20 protein-coding genes and 2 tRNA genes are annotated in these 19959 nt (G+C 62.1%); 10 read left to right on the top strand and 12 right to left on the bottom strand.

Annotated elements, in window-relative coordinates; translation table 11 throughout:
- Positions 1-53: 53 nt before the first annotated feature.
- From GGQ67_RS08930 to GGQ67_RS08920, 3 genes are all read right to left on the bottom strand, one after another.
- Positions 54-2897 (bottom strand): valine--tRNA ligase, encoded by a 2844-nt coding sequence (locus GGQ67_RS08930; RefSeq protein WP_183899792.1) that lies wholly within the window; start codon positions 2895-2897, stop codon positions 54-56.
- Between the two features lie 120 nt (positions 2898-3017).
- Complete coding sequence (locus GGQ67_RS08925) at positions 3018-3959, bottom strand: DUF2497 domain-containing protein (protein ID WP_183899791.1); 942 nt, start codon at positions 3957-3959, stop codon at positions 3018-3020.
- Between the two features lie 222 nt (positions 3960-4181).
- Positions 4182-4844 (bottom strand): protein-L-isoaspartate O-methyltransferase family protein, encoded by a 663-nt coding sequence (locus tag GGQ67_RS08920; protein ID WP_183899790.1) that lies wholly within the window; start codon positions 4842-4844, stop codon positions 4182-4184.
- Between the two features lie 398 nt (positions 4845-5242).
- On the opposite strand from GGQ67_RS08920, the gene GGQ67_RS08915 reads away from it, so the two are divergent.
- A complete protein-coding gene (locus tag GGQ67_RS08915; RefSeq protein ID WP_183899902.1) occupies positions 5243-5386 on the top strand; it encodes a hypothetical protein in 144 nt (47 codons plus the stop codon).
- A gap of 178 nt (positions 5387-5564) precedes the next feature.
- Positions 5565-5638: transfer RNA gene (locus GGQ67_RS08910), tRNA-Cys, on the top strand.
- A 135-nt stretch (positions 5639-5773) separates the two neighbouring features.
- Here GGQ67_RS08910 and GGQ67_RS08905 read toward each other — a convergent pair.
- Both GGQ67_RS08905 and GGQ67_RS08900 read right to left on the bottom strand, forming a co-directional pair.
- A complete protein-coding gene (locus GGQ67_RS08905) occupies positions 5774-6226 on the bottom strand; it encodes a BA14K family protein (protein ID WP_183899789.1) in 453 nt (150 codons plus the stop codon).
- A 133-nt stretch (positions 6227-6359) separates the two neighbouring features.
- Complete coding sequence (locus tag GGQ67_RS08900; protein WP_183899894.1) at positions 6360-6653, bottom strand: hypothetical protein; 294 nt, start codon at positions 6651-6653, stop codon at positions 6360-6362.
- A gap of 108 nt (positions 6654-6761) precedes the next feature.
- On the opposite strand from GGQ67_RS08900, the gene GGQ67_RS08895 reads away from it, so the two are divergent.
- Positions 6762-6836: transfer RNA gene (locus tag GGQ67_RS08895), tRNA-Asn, on the top strand.
- A 141-nt stretch (positions 6837-6977) separates the two neighbouring features.
- Here the strand turns inward: GGQ67_RS08895 and GGQ67_RS08890 are convergent.
- The 5 genes from GGQ67_RS08890 to GGQ67_RS08870 all read right to left on the bottom strand — a co-directional run bounded on the left by GGQ67_RS08890 (position 6978) and on the right by GGQ67_RS08870 (position 10034).
- Entirely contained in the window at positions 6978-7160 is a 183-nt protein-coding gene (locus tag GGQ67_RS08890) for a hypothetical protein (RefSeq protein WP_183899788.1), read from the bottom strand.
- 123 nt (positions 7161-7283) lie between these two features.
- Entirely contained in the window at positions 7284-8507 is a 1224-nt protein-coding gene (locus GGQ67_RS08885) for an MFS transporter (protein ID WP_183899787.1), read from the bottom strand.
- A 170-nt stretch (positions 8508-8677) separates the two neighbouring features.
- The gene (locus GGQ67_RS08880; RefSeq protein WP_183899786.1) at positions 8678-9010 is read right to left on the bottom strand and encodes a hypothetical protein; all 333 of its coding nucleotides are present in this window, start codon (positions 9008-9010) and stop codon (positions 8678-8680) included.
- 223 nt (positions 9011-9233) lie between these two features.
- Positions 9234-9824 carry an RBBP9/YdeN family alpha/beta hydrolase gene (locus tag GGQ67_RS08875; RefSeq protein WP_183899785.1) on the bottom strand — a complete coding sequence of 197 codons (591 nt, stop codon included), beginning with the start codon at positions 9822-9824 and terminating at the stop codon, positions 9234-9236.
- Between the two features lie 9 nt (positions 9825-9833).
- Complete coding sequence (locus GGQ67_RS08870; protein WP_183899784.1) at positions 9834-10034, bottom strand: hypothetical protein; 201 nt, start codon at positions 10032-10034, stop codon at positions 9834-9836.
- Positions 10035-10329: 295 nt separating this feature from the next.
- Here GGQ67_RS08870 and GGQ67_RS08865 point away from each other — a divergent pair, with 295 nt between their 5' ends.
- The 4 genes from GGQ67_RS08865 (at position 10330) to GGQ67_RS08850 (ending at position 15372) form a co-directional block, all read left to right on the top strand.
- Positions 10330-11775, top strand: coding sequence for a cryptochrome/photolyase family protein (locus GGQ67_RS08865; protein ID WP_183899783.1), 1446 nt, complete (start codon positions 10330-10332; stop codon positions 11773-11775).
- Entirely contained in the window at positions 11772-13109 is a 1338-nt protein-coding gene (locus GGQ67_RS08860; RefSeq protein WP_183899782.1) for an NAD(P)/FAD-dependent oxidoreductase, read from the top strand. Before GGQ67_RS08865 ends, GGQ67_RS08860 begins: the two co-directional genes overlap by 4 nt.
- Positions 13106-13948, top strand: coding sequence for a DUF1365 domain-containing protein (locus GGQ67_RS08855; RefSeq protein WP_183899781.1), 843 nt, complete (start codon positions 13106-13108; stop codon positions 13946-13948). Before GGQ67_RS08860 ends, GGQ67_RS08855 begins: the two co-directional genes overlap by 4 nt.
- A gap of 164 nt (positions 13949-14112) precedes the next feature.
- The gene (locus tag GGQ67_RS08850) at positions 14113-15372 is read left to right on the top strand and encodes an SAM-dependent methyltransferase (RefSeq protein ID WP_183899780.1); all 1260 of its coding nucleotides are present in this window, start codon (positions 14113-14115) and stop codon (positions 15370-15372) included.
- A 98-nt stretch (positions 15373-15470) separates the two neighbouring features.
- On the opposite strand, the gene GGQ67_RS08845 is transcribed toward GGQ67_RS08850, so the two are convergent.
- Together GGQ67_RS08845 and GGQ67_RS08840 are read right to left on the bottom strand one after the other, a co-directional pair.
- Positions 15471-16304: an SDR family NAD(P)-dependent oxidoreductase gene (locus GGQ67_RS08845; RefSeq protein ID WP_183899779.1), complete on the bottom strand. Its 834-nt coding sequence runs from the start codon at positions 16302-16304 to the stop codon at positions 15471-15473.
- Positions 16305-16404: 100 nt separating this feature from the next.
- Entirely contained in the window at positions 16405-17097 is a 693-nt protein-coding gene (locus tag GGQ67_RS08840; protein WP_425503769.1) for a ChrR family anti-sigma-E factor, read from the bottom strand.
- A gap of 185 nt (positions 17098-17282) precedes the next feature.
- Between GGQ67_RS08840 and GGQ67_RS08835 the strand changes: the two genes are divergently transcribed.
- From GGQ67_RS08835 to sseA, 3 genes are read left to right on the top strand one after another with little or no spacing between them, the layout of a single operon-like run.
- Positions 17283-18323: a cysteine synthase A gene (locus GGQ67_RS08835; protein ID WP_183899778.1), complete on the top strand. Its 1041-nt coding sequence runs from the start codon at positions 17283-17285 to the stop codon at positions 18321-18323.
- Positions 18324-18329: 6 nt separating this feature from the next.
- A complete protein-coding gene (locus tag GGQ67_RS08830; protein WP_183899777.1) occupies positions 18330-19067 on the top strand; it encodes an alanyl-tRNA editing protein in 738 nt (245 codons plus the stop codon).
- Positions 19068-19088: 21 nt separating this feature from the next.
- Positions 19089-19958 (top strand): 3-mercaptopyruvate sulfurtransferase, encoded by an 870-nt coding sequence (gene sseA, locus GGQ67_RS08825; RefSeq protein ID WP_183899776.1) that lies wholly within the window; start codon positions 19089-19091, stop codon positions 19956-19958.
- Position 19959 lies beyond the last annotated feature (1 nt).

Here is a 19959-nt window from a genome sequence, read left to right as displayed (position 1 = left end):
GCGCCTGATTCACCATCAGACGCCTTGGAATGAAATACTATTAAAAGTTGATTTTACTCCGCCTCGGCTACACGCGACAGCGCGATCTTGAGGCTCGCGAGCTGGACCGTCAGCTCCTCCAGGCGCTCCCGTTCGGCCGCGACGACCTCCGGGTTGGCGTTGGCGACGAACTTCTCGTTCGAGAGCTTGCCGTTGATCCTCGCCATTTCGGCCTCGGTCTTGGCGATCGCCTTTTCAAGGCGGGCCTTTTCGGCGCCGAGATCGATCAGCGCGCCGAGCGGCAGGCAGACCGTCGCCTCACCCGCCACGATCTGGGCTGCCCCCTTGGGCGCCTGTTCGGCGAGAGAAATGCCGTCGACACGCGCCAGACGCTTGATCGCCGCGTCGTGACGCGACAGGCGGTCACGCGTCAGGCTGTTGGCGTTGACGAAGACGAGCGGCGCGACCGCCGAGGGCGGCACGTTCATTTCCGAGCGAACCGAGCGGATGTTGGAGACCAGATCGATCAGCCAGTTGATCTCGTCGGCCGCCGTATCGTCGGCGTAGGACGGCGACGGCCATTCGGCGTGGCAGACCAGACCATCGCGCTCGCGGCCCTCGCCCGCCGTATGCGCCCAGAGCTCTTCGGTCATGAAGGGCATGAACGGATGCAGCAGCTTGTAGATCTCTTCGAGCACGTAGGCGACGCAGGACTGCGCCTCCTTCTTGGCGCCCTCGTCCGTGCCGCCGAAGATCGGCTTCAGCAGCTCGAGATACCAGTCGCAGACCTGGTTCCAGACGAAGCGATAGAGCACGCCGGCGGCATCGTTGAAGCGGTAGGCTTCGATCGCCTCGGTGACGTCGCGTTCGGTGCGGGCCAGTTCCGTCAATATCCAGCGGTTGACCGTGAGCTCGGCCGCCTCGGGAATGAAATGCGGATCGTTGACGACGCCGTTCATCTCGGCGAAGCGCGTGGCGTTCCAGAGCTTGGTGCCGAAATTGCGGTAGCCGGCGATGCGGGCCGGATCGAGCTTCACGTCGCGGCCCTGCGCCGCCATGATCGCCAGCGTGAAACGCAGCGCGTCGGCGCCGTACTCGTCGATCAGTTCCAGCGGGTCGATGACGTTGCCCTTCGACTTCGACATCTTCTGGCCGTTCTTGTCGCGAACCAGCGCGTGAACGTAGACGGTGTTGAACGGTTCGACCGGAACGCCATCCTCGTCCTTCATGAAGTGCAGCCCCATCATCATCATGCGGGCGACCCAGAAGAAGATGATGTCGAAGCCGGTGACCAGAACGTTGGTCGGATAATAGCGCGCCAGTTCCGGCGTCTGCTCAGGCCAGCCGAGCGTCGAGAACGGCCAGAGCGCCGACGAGAACCAGGTGTCGAGCACGTCTTCGTCGCGTATCAGGATCTCGCCCGGCTTGAAATTCTCGAGCTTCTCCTCGACCCAGGCCTTCCACGGGCCTTCATGGGCGATGTAATGCTGGATGGCGGCCTGCAGGGCCTCCTCTTCGGTCTTTTCGACGAAGACCTGACCATCGGGACCATACCAGGCGGGGATCTGGTGTCCCCACCAGAGCTGGCGCGAGATGCACCAGGGCTGGATGTTGTCCATCCACTCGTAATAGGTCTTGTCCCAGTTTTTCGGAACGAAGTTGGTGCGGCCCTCGCGAACCGAGGCGATCGCCGGCTGCGCCAGCGTGTGGGCATCGACATACCACTGTTCGGTGAGACGCGGCTCGATCGGAACGCCGCCACGGTCGCCATGCGGAACCATGTGCTTGTGCGGCTCGATCTGGTCGAGCAGGCCGGCCTCTTCGAATATCTCCACGATTATCTTGCGGGCGGTGAAGCGATCCTGACCCTCGAGGCGATCCCAGGCGCCGTGAAGGGCCGCCGGATTGTCGAGACCTTCGAGGAAGTCCTCGTTCTCCTTGATGGTGATCGTGCCATCGACATTCATGATGTTGATGGCGCGCAGGCCGGCGCGCTTGCCGACGTCGAAGTCGTTGAAATCGTGGGCAGGCGTCAGCTTGACGGCGCCGGTGCCCGTGGTCGGGTCGGCGTAGGCGTCAGCGACGATCGGGATACGGCGGCCGACGATCGGCAGCACGACATGCTTGCCGACGATGCCCTTGTAGCGCTCGTCATCGGGATTGACGGCAACGCCGGTGTCGCCAAGCATCGTTTCCGGACGCGTGGTGGCAACGACCAGATAGTCGCGGGTTTCGAATTCCGTCGGCTTGCCGTCTTCGTCGAAGGCGATCGGGTGCTGGTAGGTGACGCCCTTTTCCAGCGGGTAGCGCAGGTGCCAGAGGTTGCCCTTGACTTCATGCTGCTCGACTTCGAGGTCCGAAATCGCGGTCAGGAGCTTGGGGTCCCAGTTGACCAGGCGCTTGTCCTTGTAGATCAGGCCTTCCTTGTAGAGGCTGACGAAGACTTCGAGGACGGCCTCGGACAGGCCTTCGTCCATGGTGAAGCGCTCGCGCGACCAGTCACAGGAGGCGCCGAGGCGCTTCAGCTGGTTGAAGATCAGGCCGCCCGACTCGTTCTTCCACTCCCAGACCTTGTCGATGAAGGCTTCGCGGCCCATGTCGCGGCGGCCCGGAAGCTGCTGTTCCATCAGCTTGCGCTCGACGACCATCTGCGTGGCGATGCCGGCATGGTCCATGCCCGGCTGCCACAGCACGTCCTTGCCGCGCATGCGCTCGAAGCGGACCATGATGTCCTGCAGCGTATTGTTCAGCGCGTGGCCCATGTGCAGCGAACCCGTCACGTTCGGCGGCGGGATCACGATGGTGAAGCTGTCGGCGCCCGGCTTGGCGTTGGCGCCCGCGCGGAAAGCGTCCGCCTCGTCCCATTTCGCGGCGATCTTCGGTTCAACGGCTGCGGAATCGTAGGTCTTTTCGAGCATTTTTGGACCAAATCTGGAGGTTTTCTGGATGCGGGTTGTAAATAGGATGCCCGCCAGCAAGTCAATAAAAAAGCCGCCCCGGAGACCGGAGCGGCTCTTTGAAAGGGTCGCGGAATCCGGTCAGCGGCGCGGGCCGCGCGCCACGCGCTCGATTTCTTCGCGCACCAGGCGCTCGACCAGCGTCGGCAGGTTGTCGTCGAGCCAATCGCGCAGCATCGGGCGCAGCATGTCTTCGGCGATCTCATCCAGCGAGCGACGCTCGGCGCCATCGATGGCTGCAGCCAGCTCCTCGAAGGAGCGGGCGATCTGCAGGCCGGCATCCTGCGACAGCAGCGACTGCTGGGTTTCATCCATCAGGCTCGGCAGAAGGCGATCCGACAGCGGCGCAGCGACCGGCTGTGCCGCGATGGGTGCTGCGGACATGGGCGGCGCGATGGCGACCTGCTCCTGAACCGGCGCCGCGGCGGGCTGAACGGCTTCGGCTTCCACGGGCTGCGACTGTGACGGCAGATCGAACGGCATCGCGGCCGGCTCTTCGGCCAGCACGGGCTCGGGCTGCGGCGCCGGAGCGACCTGGTGCATCACCGGCTGTTGCTCTTCAACGGCCTGCTGCCGCGGCTGAGCGTCCATGACGGGCGCCGATGCAATGGGGGTGGGAGCGACGGGAGCCGGGGCCAGCTGCTGGCGGAATTCGAGAGGCGGTTCGCGCGGCGGCTGCAGGGTGTTGCGCTCGGAGGCGGCACGAACGCGAGCCGCGACATCGGCCAGCGACATGGCGGCGCGCGGTGCTTCCTGAGCGGGCGCGGAGCCCGCGGAATTGGCGGCGACGAAGCGCGGATCGGCCTGCTGCGGCGCGGGATCGGGGAATTCCACGCCGGCATAGGCCTGATCGACCGTCAGATGAATGTCGGAGCCGTGATCGTCTTCATCATCACCATAAACAGGCGGCAGCGATGCGGAGAGTGCCCTGCCCGCGCCCGGTTCATTGCTTTCGATGATCTGGCGGATCGACGCCAGGATTTCTTCCATGGACGGTTCACGCGCTACGCTTGGCTGAGCCATATCTATCCCCGTTATTCCCGAACAACGATCGGATTGCGAGGTGCCGGCATCCGAATCACCCAGACTGTAGGATAGCCGATCGGGGAAAAAAATCATCGCGAATCAAATGACTGCCGCTTTGCACAGTTTTCTGAAAGGTCAACGGTTCCTTCGAAGGCCGGCCTGAAACGGAAACGGGCGCCAGTGGCGCCCGCATCATCGACAACCCACGTCGCGTGTCGCTTAGAACACGAATTCGCGTGCCTTGGCGAAGCCCGGCAGCGGCTTGACGGAGGCGTTGAAGAAGACGTTTTCGGAGACCGCGCCGCGCTCGCTGACGAACACCGTCGCCCGCGCCGAACCGCCATATCCCTTGATGGCGACAAGGCGACCGCCTTCGCGCAGCTGCGCGAAGAGCGACGCGGGAACTTCTTCCACCGCGCCGTTGACGAAGATCAGATCGTAGGGCGCGCCCTTGGCGCTGCCGGCTTCGAGCGATCCCTTGACCACGGACACATTGGCGTAATCGGCAAGGTTTGCCGTTGCCTCGGCGGCCAGCGCCTCGTCCTCTTCAAGCGCCACGACGGAGCCGGCGAGCTTGGAGAAGAGCGCGGAGACATAACCGGTGCCGCAGCCGACATCGAGAACGACGTCATCCTTGGTCACGGCGGCGAGCTGCAGCAGCTTGGCGAGCGGCGACGGCTGCATGAGGAAACGCGCCGGCTTGCCCGATGCCGCCGGACAGATCTCGACGTCGGCGTCGATGTAGGAGATCGCCTTGGACTTTTCCGGGACGAAAGCCTCACGCGGCACGGCAAGGAAAGCGACCTGCACGGAGTGCGAGGTGACATCCGTGGTGCGGATCTGGTTGTCGACCATGTTGGCGCGTGCCGTCTCGAAATTCATAGTGTCCTCTCGCCCATTGAAAAGCGCTTATAGCTGATCCGTGTCTTAATCGCAGGGGAACCGGCTTTCAAGGCTTACTGAGCGACGGCGGCAAGAATTCGGATCGCGCCGCCGGTTGCATCTCATGACGAGGAACAATCCGTGGCAACATTCATGAGATTGTGATAATATTGCAACCGGAGGAATAGGAGGAGAAGATCATGTCAGCGATAGCTGAATATTTGACGCTATTCGACCTGCTCATCGTCGCCGTGTTGATCGCGCTCATGTGCTGCGGATTGTGGGGAAAGGAGACAGGCTGAGATTTGAACATAGGTTCCCGCAACCAAGACGTTCAGGTGCTCGTCAGCTTTATTAGCGATGACTTCAACGCATAGGAACCAGGCCAGCGGGGTATCATGGCGAAATCAGCTCTTTTGGGTGGCCTCTTCATCGGGGGACTATTGGCGATCGTCGTGATGATACCGCTTGTGCGCGCAAGCGTTCCTGGTGTGGCGACCTATGGCGTGTCACCGCTGGTCTCGCTGCAGCGCGCCAACTGATCGATGCGCGTGTGGCCCATAGATGGGTTTTTGCGCTGTTCTTCGGACGGTTGTCGACGTGCCAAGTCCCACGGTGAATTTTGACGCCTGAAATCCCTCAGGTTTTTGAACAACCCCCTTGCGCTTGTTTTCTATTCATTCTAAATGCCGCCCACGCTTTTAAATGTAAGCGTCGTGAGGCCTCGTGGCGGAGTGGTGACGCAGAGGACTGCAAATCCTTGTACCCCGGTTCAATTCCGGGCGAGGCCTCCAAAATTTCACCAATACATGATTATATCAGCATGTGCGGCGCTTGCAGTGGCGCGGTCTGTGCTGCACGCATCAAAAAACCTGACCGCCGTCTCGGGCGATCAGGTTCATGTCATTCCAAGACCAGCCTTGGCTCAATCAGGGGCCAACACACTGACGGCGTGGGCCATAGTTTGGCTGGTAGGTATTGTCCGACGCGCGATACGAGCGATAGCGGCTGTAGCAATAGCTGACATGGTCGTTGCCGACATAGCGGGGAGCGCGGGGCTGCGAGGCGATAATTCCGCCGATCAAGGCGCCCGCCGCCAGACCACCGATGATGGCGCCAGCGTTATTGTTGTGACGGCGATAGTATCGGTCGTCGTAGCGATTGTAGTCGCGTCTGTCGTAATTGCGCCTGTCGTAGCTATATCTGTTGCCGCACCGGTAGTAGGCGCAACGATTGCCCATATGGCTGTTGCGGACCCCGGAATCGCCAAACGTTCCGCGGCTTTGAACGGAACGCGAGTCGCCCCAGTTCTCGGCGAATGCAGGCCCTACCCCGCTGATTGCGGTGGTCAGCGCCACGATCATGATTGCAAGCTTTCTCATCGTACACCTTCGAACTGTTAATGCGTATCGCGTCTCAAACGCTTGAAGGATAAACGCATTCGCGCGCTCGGTGTTCCGCTGATCCTTGACGCCTGCCACCGGATCGCCGGCATCTTCGCCTGAAGCGATGATATCAGGAGGCGGAATTTCGCCGCCTCTGCCACCACACCGAAAAGCGTCGTCTCATGCGCCGCGCGACATGCAGATCGTGCGACAGCACCAGCACGCCGAGCGGAATCATCCAGAAGCCGAGGATCGGAAGAAAGCCCAGACATCCGCCCAAAACCAGAAGTCCGCCGATCAAAAGCCGCGATATGCGCGACTTCGGCAACGGAATGCGGGTCGACCCCATGACGATGTGGCCGGTGACGTGATCGATGCCAAAGCGTTTGGCGTTGTTTTTGGGGCTCTCTGTCATCCCCACCATGTGGGGATAACCCGAATGATTGCAAGGAGATGTCATTTTTTTGAAAAAACCGCTTGGCAAATCGAGCAAGCATTTGTATTAGCCCACTCACACCGCGGCGAGCGGTGATCCCTGGTAGCTCAGCGGTAGAGCATTCGACTGTTAATCGACAGGTCGCCGGTTCGAATCCGGCCCGGGGAGCCAGTTTCCAAAAGGTCTGCATTGAAAAATGCAGGCCTTTTTCTTTTCCGAAATCAAGACGATACGCCTCACACCCCGCGCCAACGCCGGCGCCTCATCCCTGCGGATGGTCGAGCCGCCGGGACAAAGCGCGAGAGGGCGACATCAGTAGCTGCAGGAACGCCCGTCGCTGGGCCTGAAGCCATCGGAGCAGGCACGGTTCATGGAATCGCCCTGCACATAGCCGGATGCCGACCCGGACGAGGTCGGAACGCTGGTGCATCCCGCCGTGAGCGCCGAAAGGCCGATCAGCGTCACCGCGGCCAGAATGGTTGAAATTCGCTTCATGTGGACCTCTCCTCAAAACTGTCTTGGACATTAAGCTAGCACGCGGCCAGCAAACGCCACGTAAATTTCTTGCTGCTCGAACTTCCTGCTTCACGCCGGGCGACCATGTACTCGGCGGGCACCCTACCCCTGCAGCGTGTCGACCTTGCGAAGATCCGGAAACAATCGGGTCCACATGAGCACCACGACGATGGTTCCGACGCCGCCGATAACGCCGGCGGCGACGGGGCCCATCATGCCCGCGAGCATGCCCGATTCAAATTCGCCCAGCTGGTTCGAGGTGCCGATGAAGAGTGAATTGACGGCGTTCACGCGGCCACGCATCGAATCCGGTGTCAGCAGCTGCACGAGCGAGCTGCGCACCACGACGCTGACCGTATCGGCCGCTCCCACCACGAAAAGCGCCGTGATCGACAGCGCGATGCTGGTCGACAGGGCAAACACGATCGTCGCCACGCCGAATACGGCCACGGCAACCAGCATCTTCGCCCCGACCTTGCTGGTGAGTGAGCGTCTTGCGAGCAAGATCGACATGGTGAGCGCACCGACCGCCGGCGCCGCGCGCAGCATGCCGAGTCCCCAGGGGCCGGCTTGCAGGATATCGCTGGCGAAGATGGGCAGCAGCGCGGTAGCGCCACCGAGAAGAACGGCGAACAGGTCGAGCGAGATCGTGCCGAGCATCACGGGCTTGCTCTTGATGAAGGACACGCCAGCGAAGACGGAAGAAAGCGTGACCGGTTCGCGCCTGCTCGGCGTCCATTTCATGCGGATCGAGATGACGTTGACGCTTGCAACGGCAAACAGGACGGCGGCGACGGCGAAGGGGGCGACGGCATCGACGCCGTAGAGCAGGCCACCCAGCGACGGGCCGACGATCAGCGCCGTCTGCATCATCGAGGTCGATGTCGCCACCGCGCGCTGAAGCAGCGATGGCGGCATGATGCTGGGGAGAAGTGCTGCCATCGTCGGGCGCTCGAAGGCGACGGTCGCGCCCATGATCGTCACCGCCGTCAGGATGCCTGAAGGCGTCAGCCAGTTCTGCCAGGTGGCGACCGCAAGTGCGGCCGACACGATTGCCAGGATCAGCTGGCAGACGAGGCCGATGCGCCTTCGGTCGAAGCGGTCGGCGACGTGGCCGACCACGAAGGTCAGCACCACCATCGGCAGGAACTGGCACAGCCCGACCATGGCCAGCGCGAAGGCGCTACGGGTCTGGTCATAGATCATCCAGCCCATGGCGATGGCGACGCACTGGAACGAGAGCGAGGAAAAGACACGGGACGCCGCGAAATTGAGATAGCCGGGATGGCGCAGAACGCTATCCTGGTGAACTGCTGAAACATTCATGGGAAGACTGTCCGGCCCGCTGCCGACAGCGCGCCTCTGGGGGTTGTTGCTGCAACGGTTTCCGCCCGGACAGGCGTCCTTGTCAATGGCATCGGGGCCGCTTTCCGTACGGCCCTGCCGGATCGTGACCACCGGCAGCGCTTGCCGCGGCGGCCATCGGATCAGGAACGCTACTTTTTCTTCTTCGTCGGGCGGACCTTGACCGGTTTCGGCGGCGGTATCAACTCGGCGTCGGCATAGCAGTATCCGGCGACCCATCCGCCGCTGGCGAAGAGCTTGGAATCACCCTCCGCGTGCCACTGGCAGGTGAGCGAATTGGGGTCCCACGCCGTGACGGCCACGCCATAGATGCCCTTGCCCGCGAAGGTCGTCTTCGGATTGCCCGTCAACCGCCAGCCCTCGGCCGGCTGCATCGTCCATGAGATTCTCTCGCCCTGCCGGGCCTTTTCCTTGAGACCGAATTCCGGGGTCTGGCAACGGTTGGTGGCGGGATCACATGTCATCCTCACCGTCGACATTTGCGTCGGCGTGGTTTTCACCACGGTCTGACAACTGGTCAGGGTAAGCGCCACAAGCGTCATGGCCAAGGCAACATTATACCACATATCCGGCCTCCCATCCGTCACATGCTATCGATGAGGGCTACATTACAACATTACGACACCGGTCGCGCTTCACCGTTCGGGGGATATGTGCGCGCACGATTACATCGAACGGCAATGGCGATCAGCCAAGCGAGGTGTGCGGGGTGTGATCTGGTGCGTATCGCCTCGGCGCCTTCGCCTTCTCCCGGAGATTGTCGAACAGGGCGTAGCCGCCGGTCCAGCGGCCGAAGCCGCTGGCGATATTGATGTGGCCCGCCAGGCCGATGTTCCTGAGATCCGTCTTCCAGAGACGCGCGTAAAGCGTCAGGCGGTCGAGTTCCATGTAATGGTCATTCAGGCTGCCGACGGTGATGCTTGGAAATGGCAGCGCCCTTGTCGGCATCGGCCCGAAGCGGATGGCCGCGTCCGGATGCCGGCGTTCGGTGGGGCGCAGGTCGCATGGGGCGACGAGCAGCGCACCCTTGATCCGGCGCGCCGACGGCCGGTCGGCGAACTTCGCCGCGAGCAGGCAGCCGAGACTGTGGGCGACGATATAGGCCTCGCCGTGCTCGATGAGCGCTGCTTCGAGCCGCTCGGCCCAGCGATCGACCAGTGGATCGTCCCAATCGTCCTGCTCGACCAGAACGCTCTCGGGGCGGTCGTGGAGCCAGAAGCGCTGCCAATGGCCGTGGTCGGATCCATATAGCCCGGGGATGATCAATGTCGCGGTCATCGCGCCCTCCTAGAAATCGGAATAGCGCGGGCTGTGCATGAGCGCCGAAATCTCGTCCGTCATCTGCATGATGCGCTCGCGCAGATCGGCGCCCGTGCCGTCGTCGACATCCTCGCTGCCGAAGCAATATCGCGCTTCATGGAGCTCGAGCCTGGCTTCCAGCTGGTCGCGGATAGCGCAAAGGCGGTCGAAATGCCTGATGATACTCATCGTCGTCTGCTCCTGTGCGGCCGTGTTTTTTTTCCGGCCGGCATCTGATGGAGTAGCATTCTCTACATTTTTAGTAGATTAAAGGAATGCGCATCCCTGCATGCGCGAACGAGGGGAAAATTCGCTATGCTGATACCGCCTGCGGGCGACGATCGACCCGCGAGACGCGCGACCGTCGATCCTTTCGGACAATTCGCGGATTTCAGTGTTAAATCTTTATACAGGCTGAAACTTTTGATCCACACTCCCCGTAGCTTCGTAACAGAGACAACAGAGAAACAGGGGATCACATTCATTGTCCGACGACGCCGCAAAGCCGCTTATCCTCTGGTTTCGCAAGGATCTTCGCCTCGACGACAATCATGCGCTGCATGCGGCCTGCCGCACCGGACGCCCGATCATTCCCCTCTATATCCGCGAGCCCTCCTCTTCCGGCACCGGCCCCCTTGGCGGCGCGCAGGCTTGGTGGCTGCATCACTCGCTGGCGTCGCTCACCGCATCGATCGAAGCGCTTGGCGGCACGCTCAATCTTGTGAGCGGCGATGCGCTCGATGTGCTCGGCGCCGTGATCAAGAAGACGGGTGCGGACACGGTCATGTGGAACCGCCGCTACGATCCGCCCGGCATCGCCATCGATACGCGCATCAAGCGGGAGCTTGAGCAGCAGGGCCTGGATGCGCAGAGCTTCGCCGGCCAGCTGCTGCATGAGCCGTCGCGGCTGAAGACCGGAGGTGGGACGCCTTACCGTGTGTATACGCCGTTCTGGCGAGCGCTTGAGGGCGCCGGCGAGCCGCCTCACCCTGTCGATGCGCCCAGGAAGGTCGAATTCGGGCCGGAGCTCGCCGCAAGCGAGACGCTGACATCCTGGAAGCTTCTGCCCACGAAGCCGGACTGGGCCAAGGATTTCGACGAAGTCTGGACTGCCGGCGAAGAGGCGGCGCGCGAACGGCTCGCCGATTTTCTCGATGAAAGCCTCGACGGCTACAAATCCGACCGCGACTTTCCGGCCAGGCAGTCGACCTCGATGATGTCGCCCTATCTGGCGCTCGGCGTGATATCGCCGGCCCGCATATGGGAGGAGACGCGTGGGCTGGACGTGCCGGCGGACGATCTGGTTCATTTCCGCAAGGAGCTCGCCTGGCGCGAATTCTCCTACCATCTGCTGTTTCACTTCCCGAAACTGCCCTACGCCAACTGGAACGATCGTTTCGACGGGTTCGAATGGAGCAACAGCGAGACGCATTTTCGTGCCTGGACCAAGGGTATGACCGGCTATCCGATCGTCGACGCCGGCATGCGCCAGCTCTGGAAGCATGGCTTCATGCACAATCGGGTGCGGATGATCGTCGCCTCTTTCCTGATCAAGGACCTGATGATCGACTGGCGTCGCGGCGAAGCCTGGTTTCGCGACACGCTCGTCGATGCCGATCCGGCGAGCAATGCCGCCAGCTGGCAATGGGTGGCGGGCTGCGGCGCCGATGCCGCCCCCTTTTTCCGCATCTTCAACCCCGTGCTGCAGGGCGAGAAATTCGATCGCGATGGCGCTTATGTCCGCGAGTTCGTTCCCGAGCTTGCCGCGCTCGACACCAAATACATCCACAAGCCGTTCGCAGCACCCCAGAGCGTGCTCGACAAGGCGGACATCCGGCTCGGCGAGACCTATCCCAAGCCGATCGTCGACCACGCGACCGCCCGCGACCGGGCGTTGAAAGCCTACAACGCCGTAAAGGACGCCGCATGAACGCGCATTTTCACCATCCGCATAGTCGCCTGAAAATCGCGGTCATCGGTTCCGGCGTCTCCGGAGCATCGGCGGCATGGGCGCTAAATCCGCTGCATGACGTGACGCTCTACGAGAAGGAAGCTCGCGCCGGCGGCCACACCGCCACCGTCGATGTCGATTACGACGGAATGCGCATTCCCGTCGATACCGGCTTCATCGTCTACAACGAGCCGAACTACCCGAACCTGACGGCGCTGTTCGCGCGGCTCGGCGTCGCCACCCATGCCAGCGACATGAGCTTTTCGCTCTCGCTCGACCACGGCAAGCTGGAGTGGAGCGGCGCCGGCCTGTCTTCGATCTTCGCGCAGAAGCGCAATTTGGTACGCCCCTCCTTCCTGTTGATGATCCGCGAGATCCTGCGCTTCAACAAGACATGCCTCGTCGACCGCGCCGCCGGTCACCTCGCCGCGCGCTCGATCGGCGACTATCTCGACTGGCGCGGTTTCTCGCCCGGGTTCACCAACAACTACCTGGTGCCGATGGCGGCGGCGATCTGGTCTACGCCGGCGGCGAAGATGATGCAGTTTCCGGCCGAGCACTTCGTCAATTTCTTCGACAACCACCGGCTGATCTATTCCAGGCAGCACCAGTGGCGCACGGTGACCGGCGGCAGCCGCAACTATCTCGACAGACTGCTTGAGCCTCTGGGTGACAGGTTGAAGCTAGGGCTCGGCGTACGCGCGGTGCTTCGAACCGAGAATGGCGTCACGATCATCGACGAAAGTGGCGAGCAGCGCCATTTCGACAAGGTGATCCTTGCCGCGCACAGCGATCAGACGCGACGCATGCTCGCCGACGCGACCGATGAGGAAAAGCGGCTGCTCGCGGCGGTTCCCTATCAGCCGAACAGGGTCGTGCTCCATCGCGATCCGACGCTGATGCCGCAGCGCCGCAAGGTCTGGGCCTCGTGGAACTATCTGCGCTCCAGCTCGGCCGATGGTAACGCCGATGTCGCCGTGACCTACTGGATGAACAAGCTGCAGGCGATCGACGAGCGGTTCCCGCTATTCGTTACGCTCAACCCCGATCGCGAGCCGGACCCGCGCAAGGTCTTCGCCGAGTTCAGCTACGAGCATCCGCAGTTCTGCGCCGACAGCGTGCAGGCGCAGCGCGCGCTCGTGAACATACAGGGACGCAATGGCTGCTACTTCGCCGGCGCCTGGACGGGCTATGGTTTCCACGAGGATGGACTGACGTCGGGCCTCATGGCCGCCAAGGCGCTCGGCGCGACGCTGCCCTGGAGCACGCTCAAGACAAACGACATCGAACCGGAGCTGGACGCCGTCGCATGACGCAGGAACGCGAAGGACGTGGCATGAGCATGCGCGACAACGGGCCGCCGCCCGAGGCCGCGGCCGCACTCTATGTCGGCGACGTCATGCACCAGCGCATGAAGCCCTTCGGCCACCGCTTTCGCTACCGCGTATTCTCGATGGCGATCGATCTCGACCGGCTGGACGAGGCGGATCGGCTGTCCGTGCTGTTTTCGGTGAACGGGCGCAATGCCGTGTCGTTTCACGAGAGCGACCATGGCGGCAGGCTGGGCGCCCGGGCGCATGCCGACGAGCTGCTGGCGCGGGCGGGAATTGCCGCCCGCCGCATCGTGCTGGTCTGCTATCCCCGCATCCTCGGCTACGTCTTCAACCCGCTCTCCGTCTACCATGCCTATGACGCGCGCGATCAGCTGATCGCGATGATCTACGAGGTTCGCAACACGTTCGGAGAGCGGCACACCTATGTCTGCCCTGTCGGCTCAGGCGAAGTCAGCGAGAGCGGTGTTCGGCAGAGCTGCGAGAAGATCTTTCACGTCTCGCCCTTCATCGAGATGGGCATGCGCTACAATTTCCGCATGCTGCCGCCGGGCAAGGAGATCCGCTGGCGTATTCTGGAGACCGACGCCGATGGCCCGCTGCTCGCGGCGACCTTCTCCGGACAACAGCTGGCCATCACGACGAGAAACCTTGCGTGGCTGACGGCCGCCATCCCGTTCCTGCCGATCCGGATCGTCGGCGGCATTCATTGGGAAGCGCTGAAACTGTGGCTGAAGGGCGCGAAGTATATCGCAAAGCCCGCGCCACCCACACCCGTCAGCGTGGTCGCGCCACGAGAAGCGGCGGAGGCAGCGGAATAACATAAGCGCGCTTCGATATATACGTCGATCGCGCGCCACACGGGATTGGAAAATTGTTTGGCTTTTCCAATTTTTACGATAGCGTTCAAAGCAATCGCCGGGGGGCGGAGTTTTTCAGCGCATCGTCGTCCTGAACCGGCCAAATCTTGCCGGAGGAGAAAACCATGAGTGATGCTAGCAACTTGACCGATTCTCAACGCAACGCGATCCAGCTGACGCAGCAGAATATCGGACAGGTTTCGAAGGGGTTGCCCCTGCGCGCGAAGCTGGCGCTGAGGGCATTGCTTCGCATGCAGCATGGCTCGCTGACGCTCGTCTTTCCCGACGGTCGCGTGGTGCTGGTGACCGGCGGCACGCCCGGTCAGCACGCGGAAATCCACCTGAAGAACTGGAATATCTGCTACAGGGCGCTTTCCAACGGCACGATCGGCGTGGCCGAGAGCTACATGGATGGCGATTGGGACAGCCCCGATATCGCGGCGTTCCTCGAACTGTTCATCGTCAACGACGAGGCGATCCAGGATTACGCCAACGGCAAGCGCGGCCTGCCCCGTCTCGTCGAACGCGTCCGCCACTGGATGAATACAAATACCCGCAAGGGGTCGAAGCGAAACATCTCGGCGCATTACGATCTCGGCAACGACTTCTACAAGCAATGGCTGGATCCGACGATGACCTACTCGTCGGCGCTTTACTCCACCGGCGCCAACGACCTGCAGTCGGCGCAAAACGCCAAGTATCGGGCTCTCGCCGAGGCGACCGGGATCAAGCCGGGTGACCACGTGCTGGAGATCGGCTGCGGATGGGGCGGGTTCGCCGAATTCGCCGCCAGCGAACTGAACTGCCGGGTCACGGGCCTGACGATCAGCCGCGAGCAGCTGGCATTCGCGGAGGAGCGCATCCGCAAGGCAGGTCTCGGCGACAAGGTCGATTTTCGCTTTCAGGACTATCGCGACGAAACCGGCGTCTACGACAAGATCGTTTCGATCGAGATGTTCGAGGCCGTGGGCGAGAAATACTGGCCCGCCTATTTCTCCAAGCTCGAGCAATGCCTGAAGCCCGGCGGCAAGGCCGGCCTGCAGATCATAACGATTCGGCCCGAGTCTTTCGAACAGTACAGGAGCAACCCAGACTTCATCCAGAAGTACGTTTTTCCCGGCGGCATGCTACCGACCCGCGAGCATTTAGCGGAACTTGGGCGAAAAGTGAATTTGTCACTGGTGCGAGACTTCGGTTTTGGGTTAGACTACGCTCGTACTCTGGCCGAATGGCGGGAGCGGTTTTGGTCCGTGTGGGAACGAGTTCGCCCACTGGGATTCGACGAGCGCTTCAAGCGTCTCTGGGAGTTCTATTTATTTTATTGTGAAGCAGGTTTCCGCGCCCGAAACATAGACGTCCGCCAGGTCGTCTTTTCGCGGAGCTGACGAGAGCGGATGGCGGGACCAGACAGTCGACCTCCTGTCCCGGTCGCCATCCGCCTCGTCTATTCCCTCTCACCAGCCTTAGCGTGTGACAGCCGTGACTATTCCGCGGGGCTTGGGGTCACCGGGCGGCGACCGTCGGCGCGTGGGCGTTCCTGCCAGCCGGTGGCGCGATTGACCAGCCAGAAATACAGGCTGTAGGGAAGCAGGTTGAGAGCCTTCAGCGTGTAGGTGAAGCGCCTGGGGAAGGTAATCTCGAAACTTTTCGACTTCAGGCCCGCATAGATCTCGGCGGCTGCCTCATCGACCGGGATAAGCGACGGCATCGGGAATTCGTTCTTGCGGGTGGCGGGCGTGTCGACGAAGCCCGGATTGATGAGCTGGATGCGGATGCCCATCTTGTCGAGATCGAATTTCAGGCTCTCGGCCATGTTGATCAGCGCGGCCTTGGTAGCGCCATAGGCCGCCCCCGTCGGCAGGCCGCCGTAACCGGTGACCGAAGAGACGATGGCGATCTGCCCCTGCCCCTTGTGCTTCATGTGACGCACCGCCGGCACGAGGCAATTGACCACGCCCTGCAGATTGACCGCGAAGCTCCGCTCGAAATCCTCACGGCGCAATTCTTCCGCATGCACAGGCAGATAGATGCCGGCATTGAAGACGGCGAGCGCCAGTGCGCCATGCTCGTATTCGATCGATGCGAGCACATGCTCCATGTCCTCGGGATTGGTGACGTCGCCATCCAGCACGATGATGCTGCCGGCCAGACCATTCGCCTCCGATTGCAATTCGGCGAGCTTTTCGTGATCGCGGGCGGTCACGGCGACCTTGTAGCCTTCGCTTGCCATTTTCAGCGCGAGGGCACGGCCGATGCCGGAGCTTGCGCCTGAGATCCAGGCAATTCCATGTTCGGGGCGGGCTACAAAATCGTTCATGGCGCGAATCCTCCGGTTGTATCGAAAAACGTCGAAACGGGCCCGGAAGTTCCTCTCAACCTCCCGGGATAATGGCTCTATCACGCTATTGTGGCTGCTTTCAGCCGATCAGGTCGCCGATCAGCTGGCGGAAGGACCCGGTCAGTTTGATGGGGGCGTCAAGAACGGAAAATGCAATGCAGGGACGATCTTTTTCGGCCACAGGGCGGTGATCGATCGTCTCATCGGCAACCGAGATGTCACCAGGGCCGAAGCGGCCGCGCGTGTCGTTGAAGGCGCCGTCGATGATGAGCGTCAGCTCCATGCCCTTGTGGGTGTGGGCGGGCAGCGCGCGGCCGGGCTTGATCCACATGACGCTGACCTCGCAGCCGTCGATATCGACCGAATACTCCTTGAAACCGGGAAGCTTGGTTTTCCACGGCACCGTGTCGACATCGAAGCCGACGAGGCGGCGAAGGGCGCGCGGGAAAGTCCCCGGCTTTGTACTGGCGATCGGCGGCGACTTCTGCTCGGTGGGCGTGGCGGATGCGAAGATGCGCGCCAATCTGGCATCGCGATCGTCCAGCCTTGTTTCGGAGGTCTGCTCCAGGGCCTCACCGGCCAGGAACTCCAAATCCCGTACCAGCATCCGACGATCCGGCTTCATCTCCAGATGCGATTCGACGAGCACCCGCGCCGGCTCGGGAAGGGAACCGGCAACATAGTACGCCATCAATGCATCGACCGTGTCGATATGCTCGTGAACCATGATGGTTTCGGTCGTTTCCGCTTTCAGTGATTGCTTTGTCATCATCCATACGATGAAAGTCAATGTTCAGATCACAGACGGCCCCCAATCGCGGCATCGCAGGCCGATCGGGGGGCGGAAGTCTAATTTTACCGTGGCAGTCTGGGGCGAGGAATAGGATTTCTTGCCAACCCAGCCTTGTGAAGGGAAAAGACCGTTCCTAAACTAAGTGTTTCAAAGAGGCAGATTCCATGACCGTGCACCCTTCCGTTCTAGAAGCCATCGGCAACACTCCCCTGATCAAGCTCAAGGGGGCGTCGGAAGCGACCGGTTGCACCATTCTCGGCAAGGCGGAATTTCTCAATCCGGGGCAATCGGTCAAGGATCGCGCGGCGCTTTACATCATTCGCGACGCCGAGAAGAAGGGCTTGCTGCGGCCGGGCGGCGTGATCGTCGAGGGTACCGCCGGCAACACCGGCATCGGCCTGACGGTGGTTGCCAAGGCACTGGGCTACCGCACCGTGATCGTCATTCCCGAGACGCAGAGCCAGGAAAAGAAGGACGCGCTGAAGCTGCTCGGCGCCGAGCTCGTCGAAGTGCCGGCCGTGCCCTACAAGAACCCCAACAATTACGTGAAGGTTTCCGGACGCCTGGCCGAACAGCTGGCGAAGACCGAGCCGAACGGCGCCATCTGGGCCAACCAGTTCGACAATGTCGCCAACCGGCAGGCGCATATCGAGACGACGGCCAAGGAAATCTGGGCGGATACGTCAGGCAAGATCGACGGCTTCATCTGCTCCGTGGGCTCGGGCGGGACGCTCGCCGGCACGGCGATCGGGCTGAAGGGCTTCAACAAGGACGTCAAAATCGGCATCGCCGACCCGGATGGGGCGGCACTCTACGAGTTCTACAAGAACGGCGAGCTGAAGTCGTCGGGCAACTCGATCACCGAGGGCATCGGCCAGGGGCGCATCACCGCCAATCTGGAAGGGTTCACGCCCGACTTCGCCTACAATATCTCGGATGCGGAAGCTTTGCCCTATGTCTTCGATCTCGTCGAGCATGAGGGGCTTTGCCTCGGCGGCTCGTCGGCCATCAATATCGCGGGCGCGGTGCGGCTCGCCAGGGATCTCGGCCCGGGTCACACGGTGGTGACCATTCTCTGCGACTACGGCAACCGCTACCAGTCGAAGCTCTTCAATCCCGATTTCCTGACATCGAAGTCGCTGCCGCTGCCGGCATGGATGACCTCGCCCGTCGATATCAAGATCCCATACGAACCCGCAGCGTGAGGCCCGATGCCCGTTAATGCCCTCTACCGTGACGACTTCTATCTCTCGACCTGCGAGGCCGTCGTCACCGCCATCCACGAAGACGGGGGCATCGAGCTCGATCAGACCTGCCTTTACGCCACATCGGGCGGCCAGCCGGGTGATACCGGCTTCCTCGAGCGTGCCGATGGCAGCCGGATCACGCTGGGGCAGACAAAGCACGGCGCGGCCAAGGACATCATCATCCATGTTCCGCTTGAGGGGCAGGCAAGCCCCGAGGTCGGCGAGAAGCTTGTACTGCATGTCGATTGGGAGCGTCGCCACAAGCTGATGCGCATGCACACCGCCTGTCATCTGCTGTCCGTCGTCTGTTCCTATCCGATCACCGGCGCGGCCGTCGGCGAGGAGGAGAGCCGTGTCGACTTCGATATGACCGACACGATCGACAAGGACGAGGTGACGGCCAGGCTGATGGCGCTGGTCGATGAAGACCACCCCGTTTACCTGCAATGGATCACGGACGAGGAACTGGCGGCCAACCCCGGGATCGTCAAATCCAAGAACGTACGCCCGCCGATCGGGCTCGGTCGCGTCAGCCTCGTCTGCATCGGCGAGAACTCAGCGATTGACAGCCAGCCCTGCGGCGGCACACATGTGTCCAAGACGCGGGAAGTAGGACGGATTCACATCGCCAAGATCGAGAAGAAGGGCAAGGAGAACCGCCGCTTCCGTATCCGTTTCGGCGCTCCCGGCGACGACGCGTAAGCATTGATTGGAGAGAGCAGCATGAGCGAAACCACGAGCCGCTTCGTCGTTTCGGCCGATTGGGTCGAAAAGCAGCTGGGGACTTCAGGTTTCAAGGTGGTGGACGCCTCCTGGTATCTGCCGGCGCACAAGCGCGCCGCCAAGGACGAATATGTGGCGGGCCACCTTCCCGGCGCCGTGTTCTTCGATCAGGACGCGATAGCCGACCACGCGACCGGTCTGCCGCACTCGCTCCCCTCGCCGGAGTTCTTCGCCGTTGAAGTCGGCAAGCTCGGCATTTCAGAGACGGACACGATCGTCGTCTATGATGGCATGGGCTTTTTCTCGGCGCCGCGCGTCTGGTGGATGCTGCGGACCATGGGCGCCAAGGACGTTTACGTTCTCGATGGCGGCCTTGATGGTTGGAAGGCCGAGGGACGTGCGCTCGAGACTGGAACAGCCACTCCTGTAACAGCGGTGTTCAAGCCGAAATTCCGGGCCGACAAGGTCATCCCCTTCGAGACCATGCGCGAGATCGTCGACGACGGTTCGGCGCAGATCGCCGATGCGCGCGGCGCCGGCCGCTTCACCGGCGAGGAAGCCGAGCCGCGTGCAGGCATGCGTTCGGGCCACATGCCCGGCGCCCGCAGCCTGCCGGCAACCAGCCTCTCGACCAACGGCCGCTTCAAGGATGTGGCAACGCTGAAGACGATGATATCAGATGCGGGAATCGATCTCTCGAGGCCCGTCGTGACGAGCTGCGGCTCGGGCGTGACCGCCGCCGTGATCATGCTGGCGCTGGAAAGCGTGGGACATGACGACAACGCGCTATATGACGGCTCGTGGAGCGAGTGGGGCAGCCGGCAGGACACGCCCGTCGCGACCGGCCCCGCGGAAGCGATCAAAGCTTGAC

The organism is Rhizobium metallidurans, assembly GCF_014196505.1.
Taxonomy (GTDB): Bacteria; Pseudomonadota; Alphaproteobacteria; order Rhizobiales; family Rhizobiaceae; genus Rhizobium; species Rhizobium metallidurans.
Note: the sequence above shows the minus strand (reverse complement) of the source record. Positions and strands in the feature narration are given on the sequence as shown.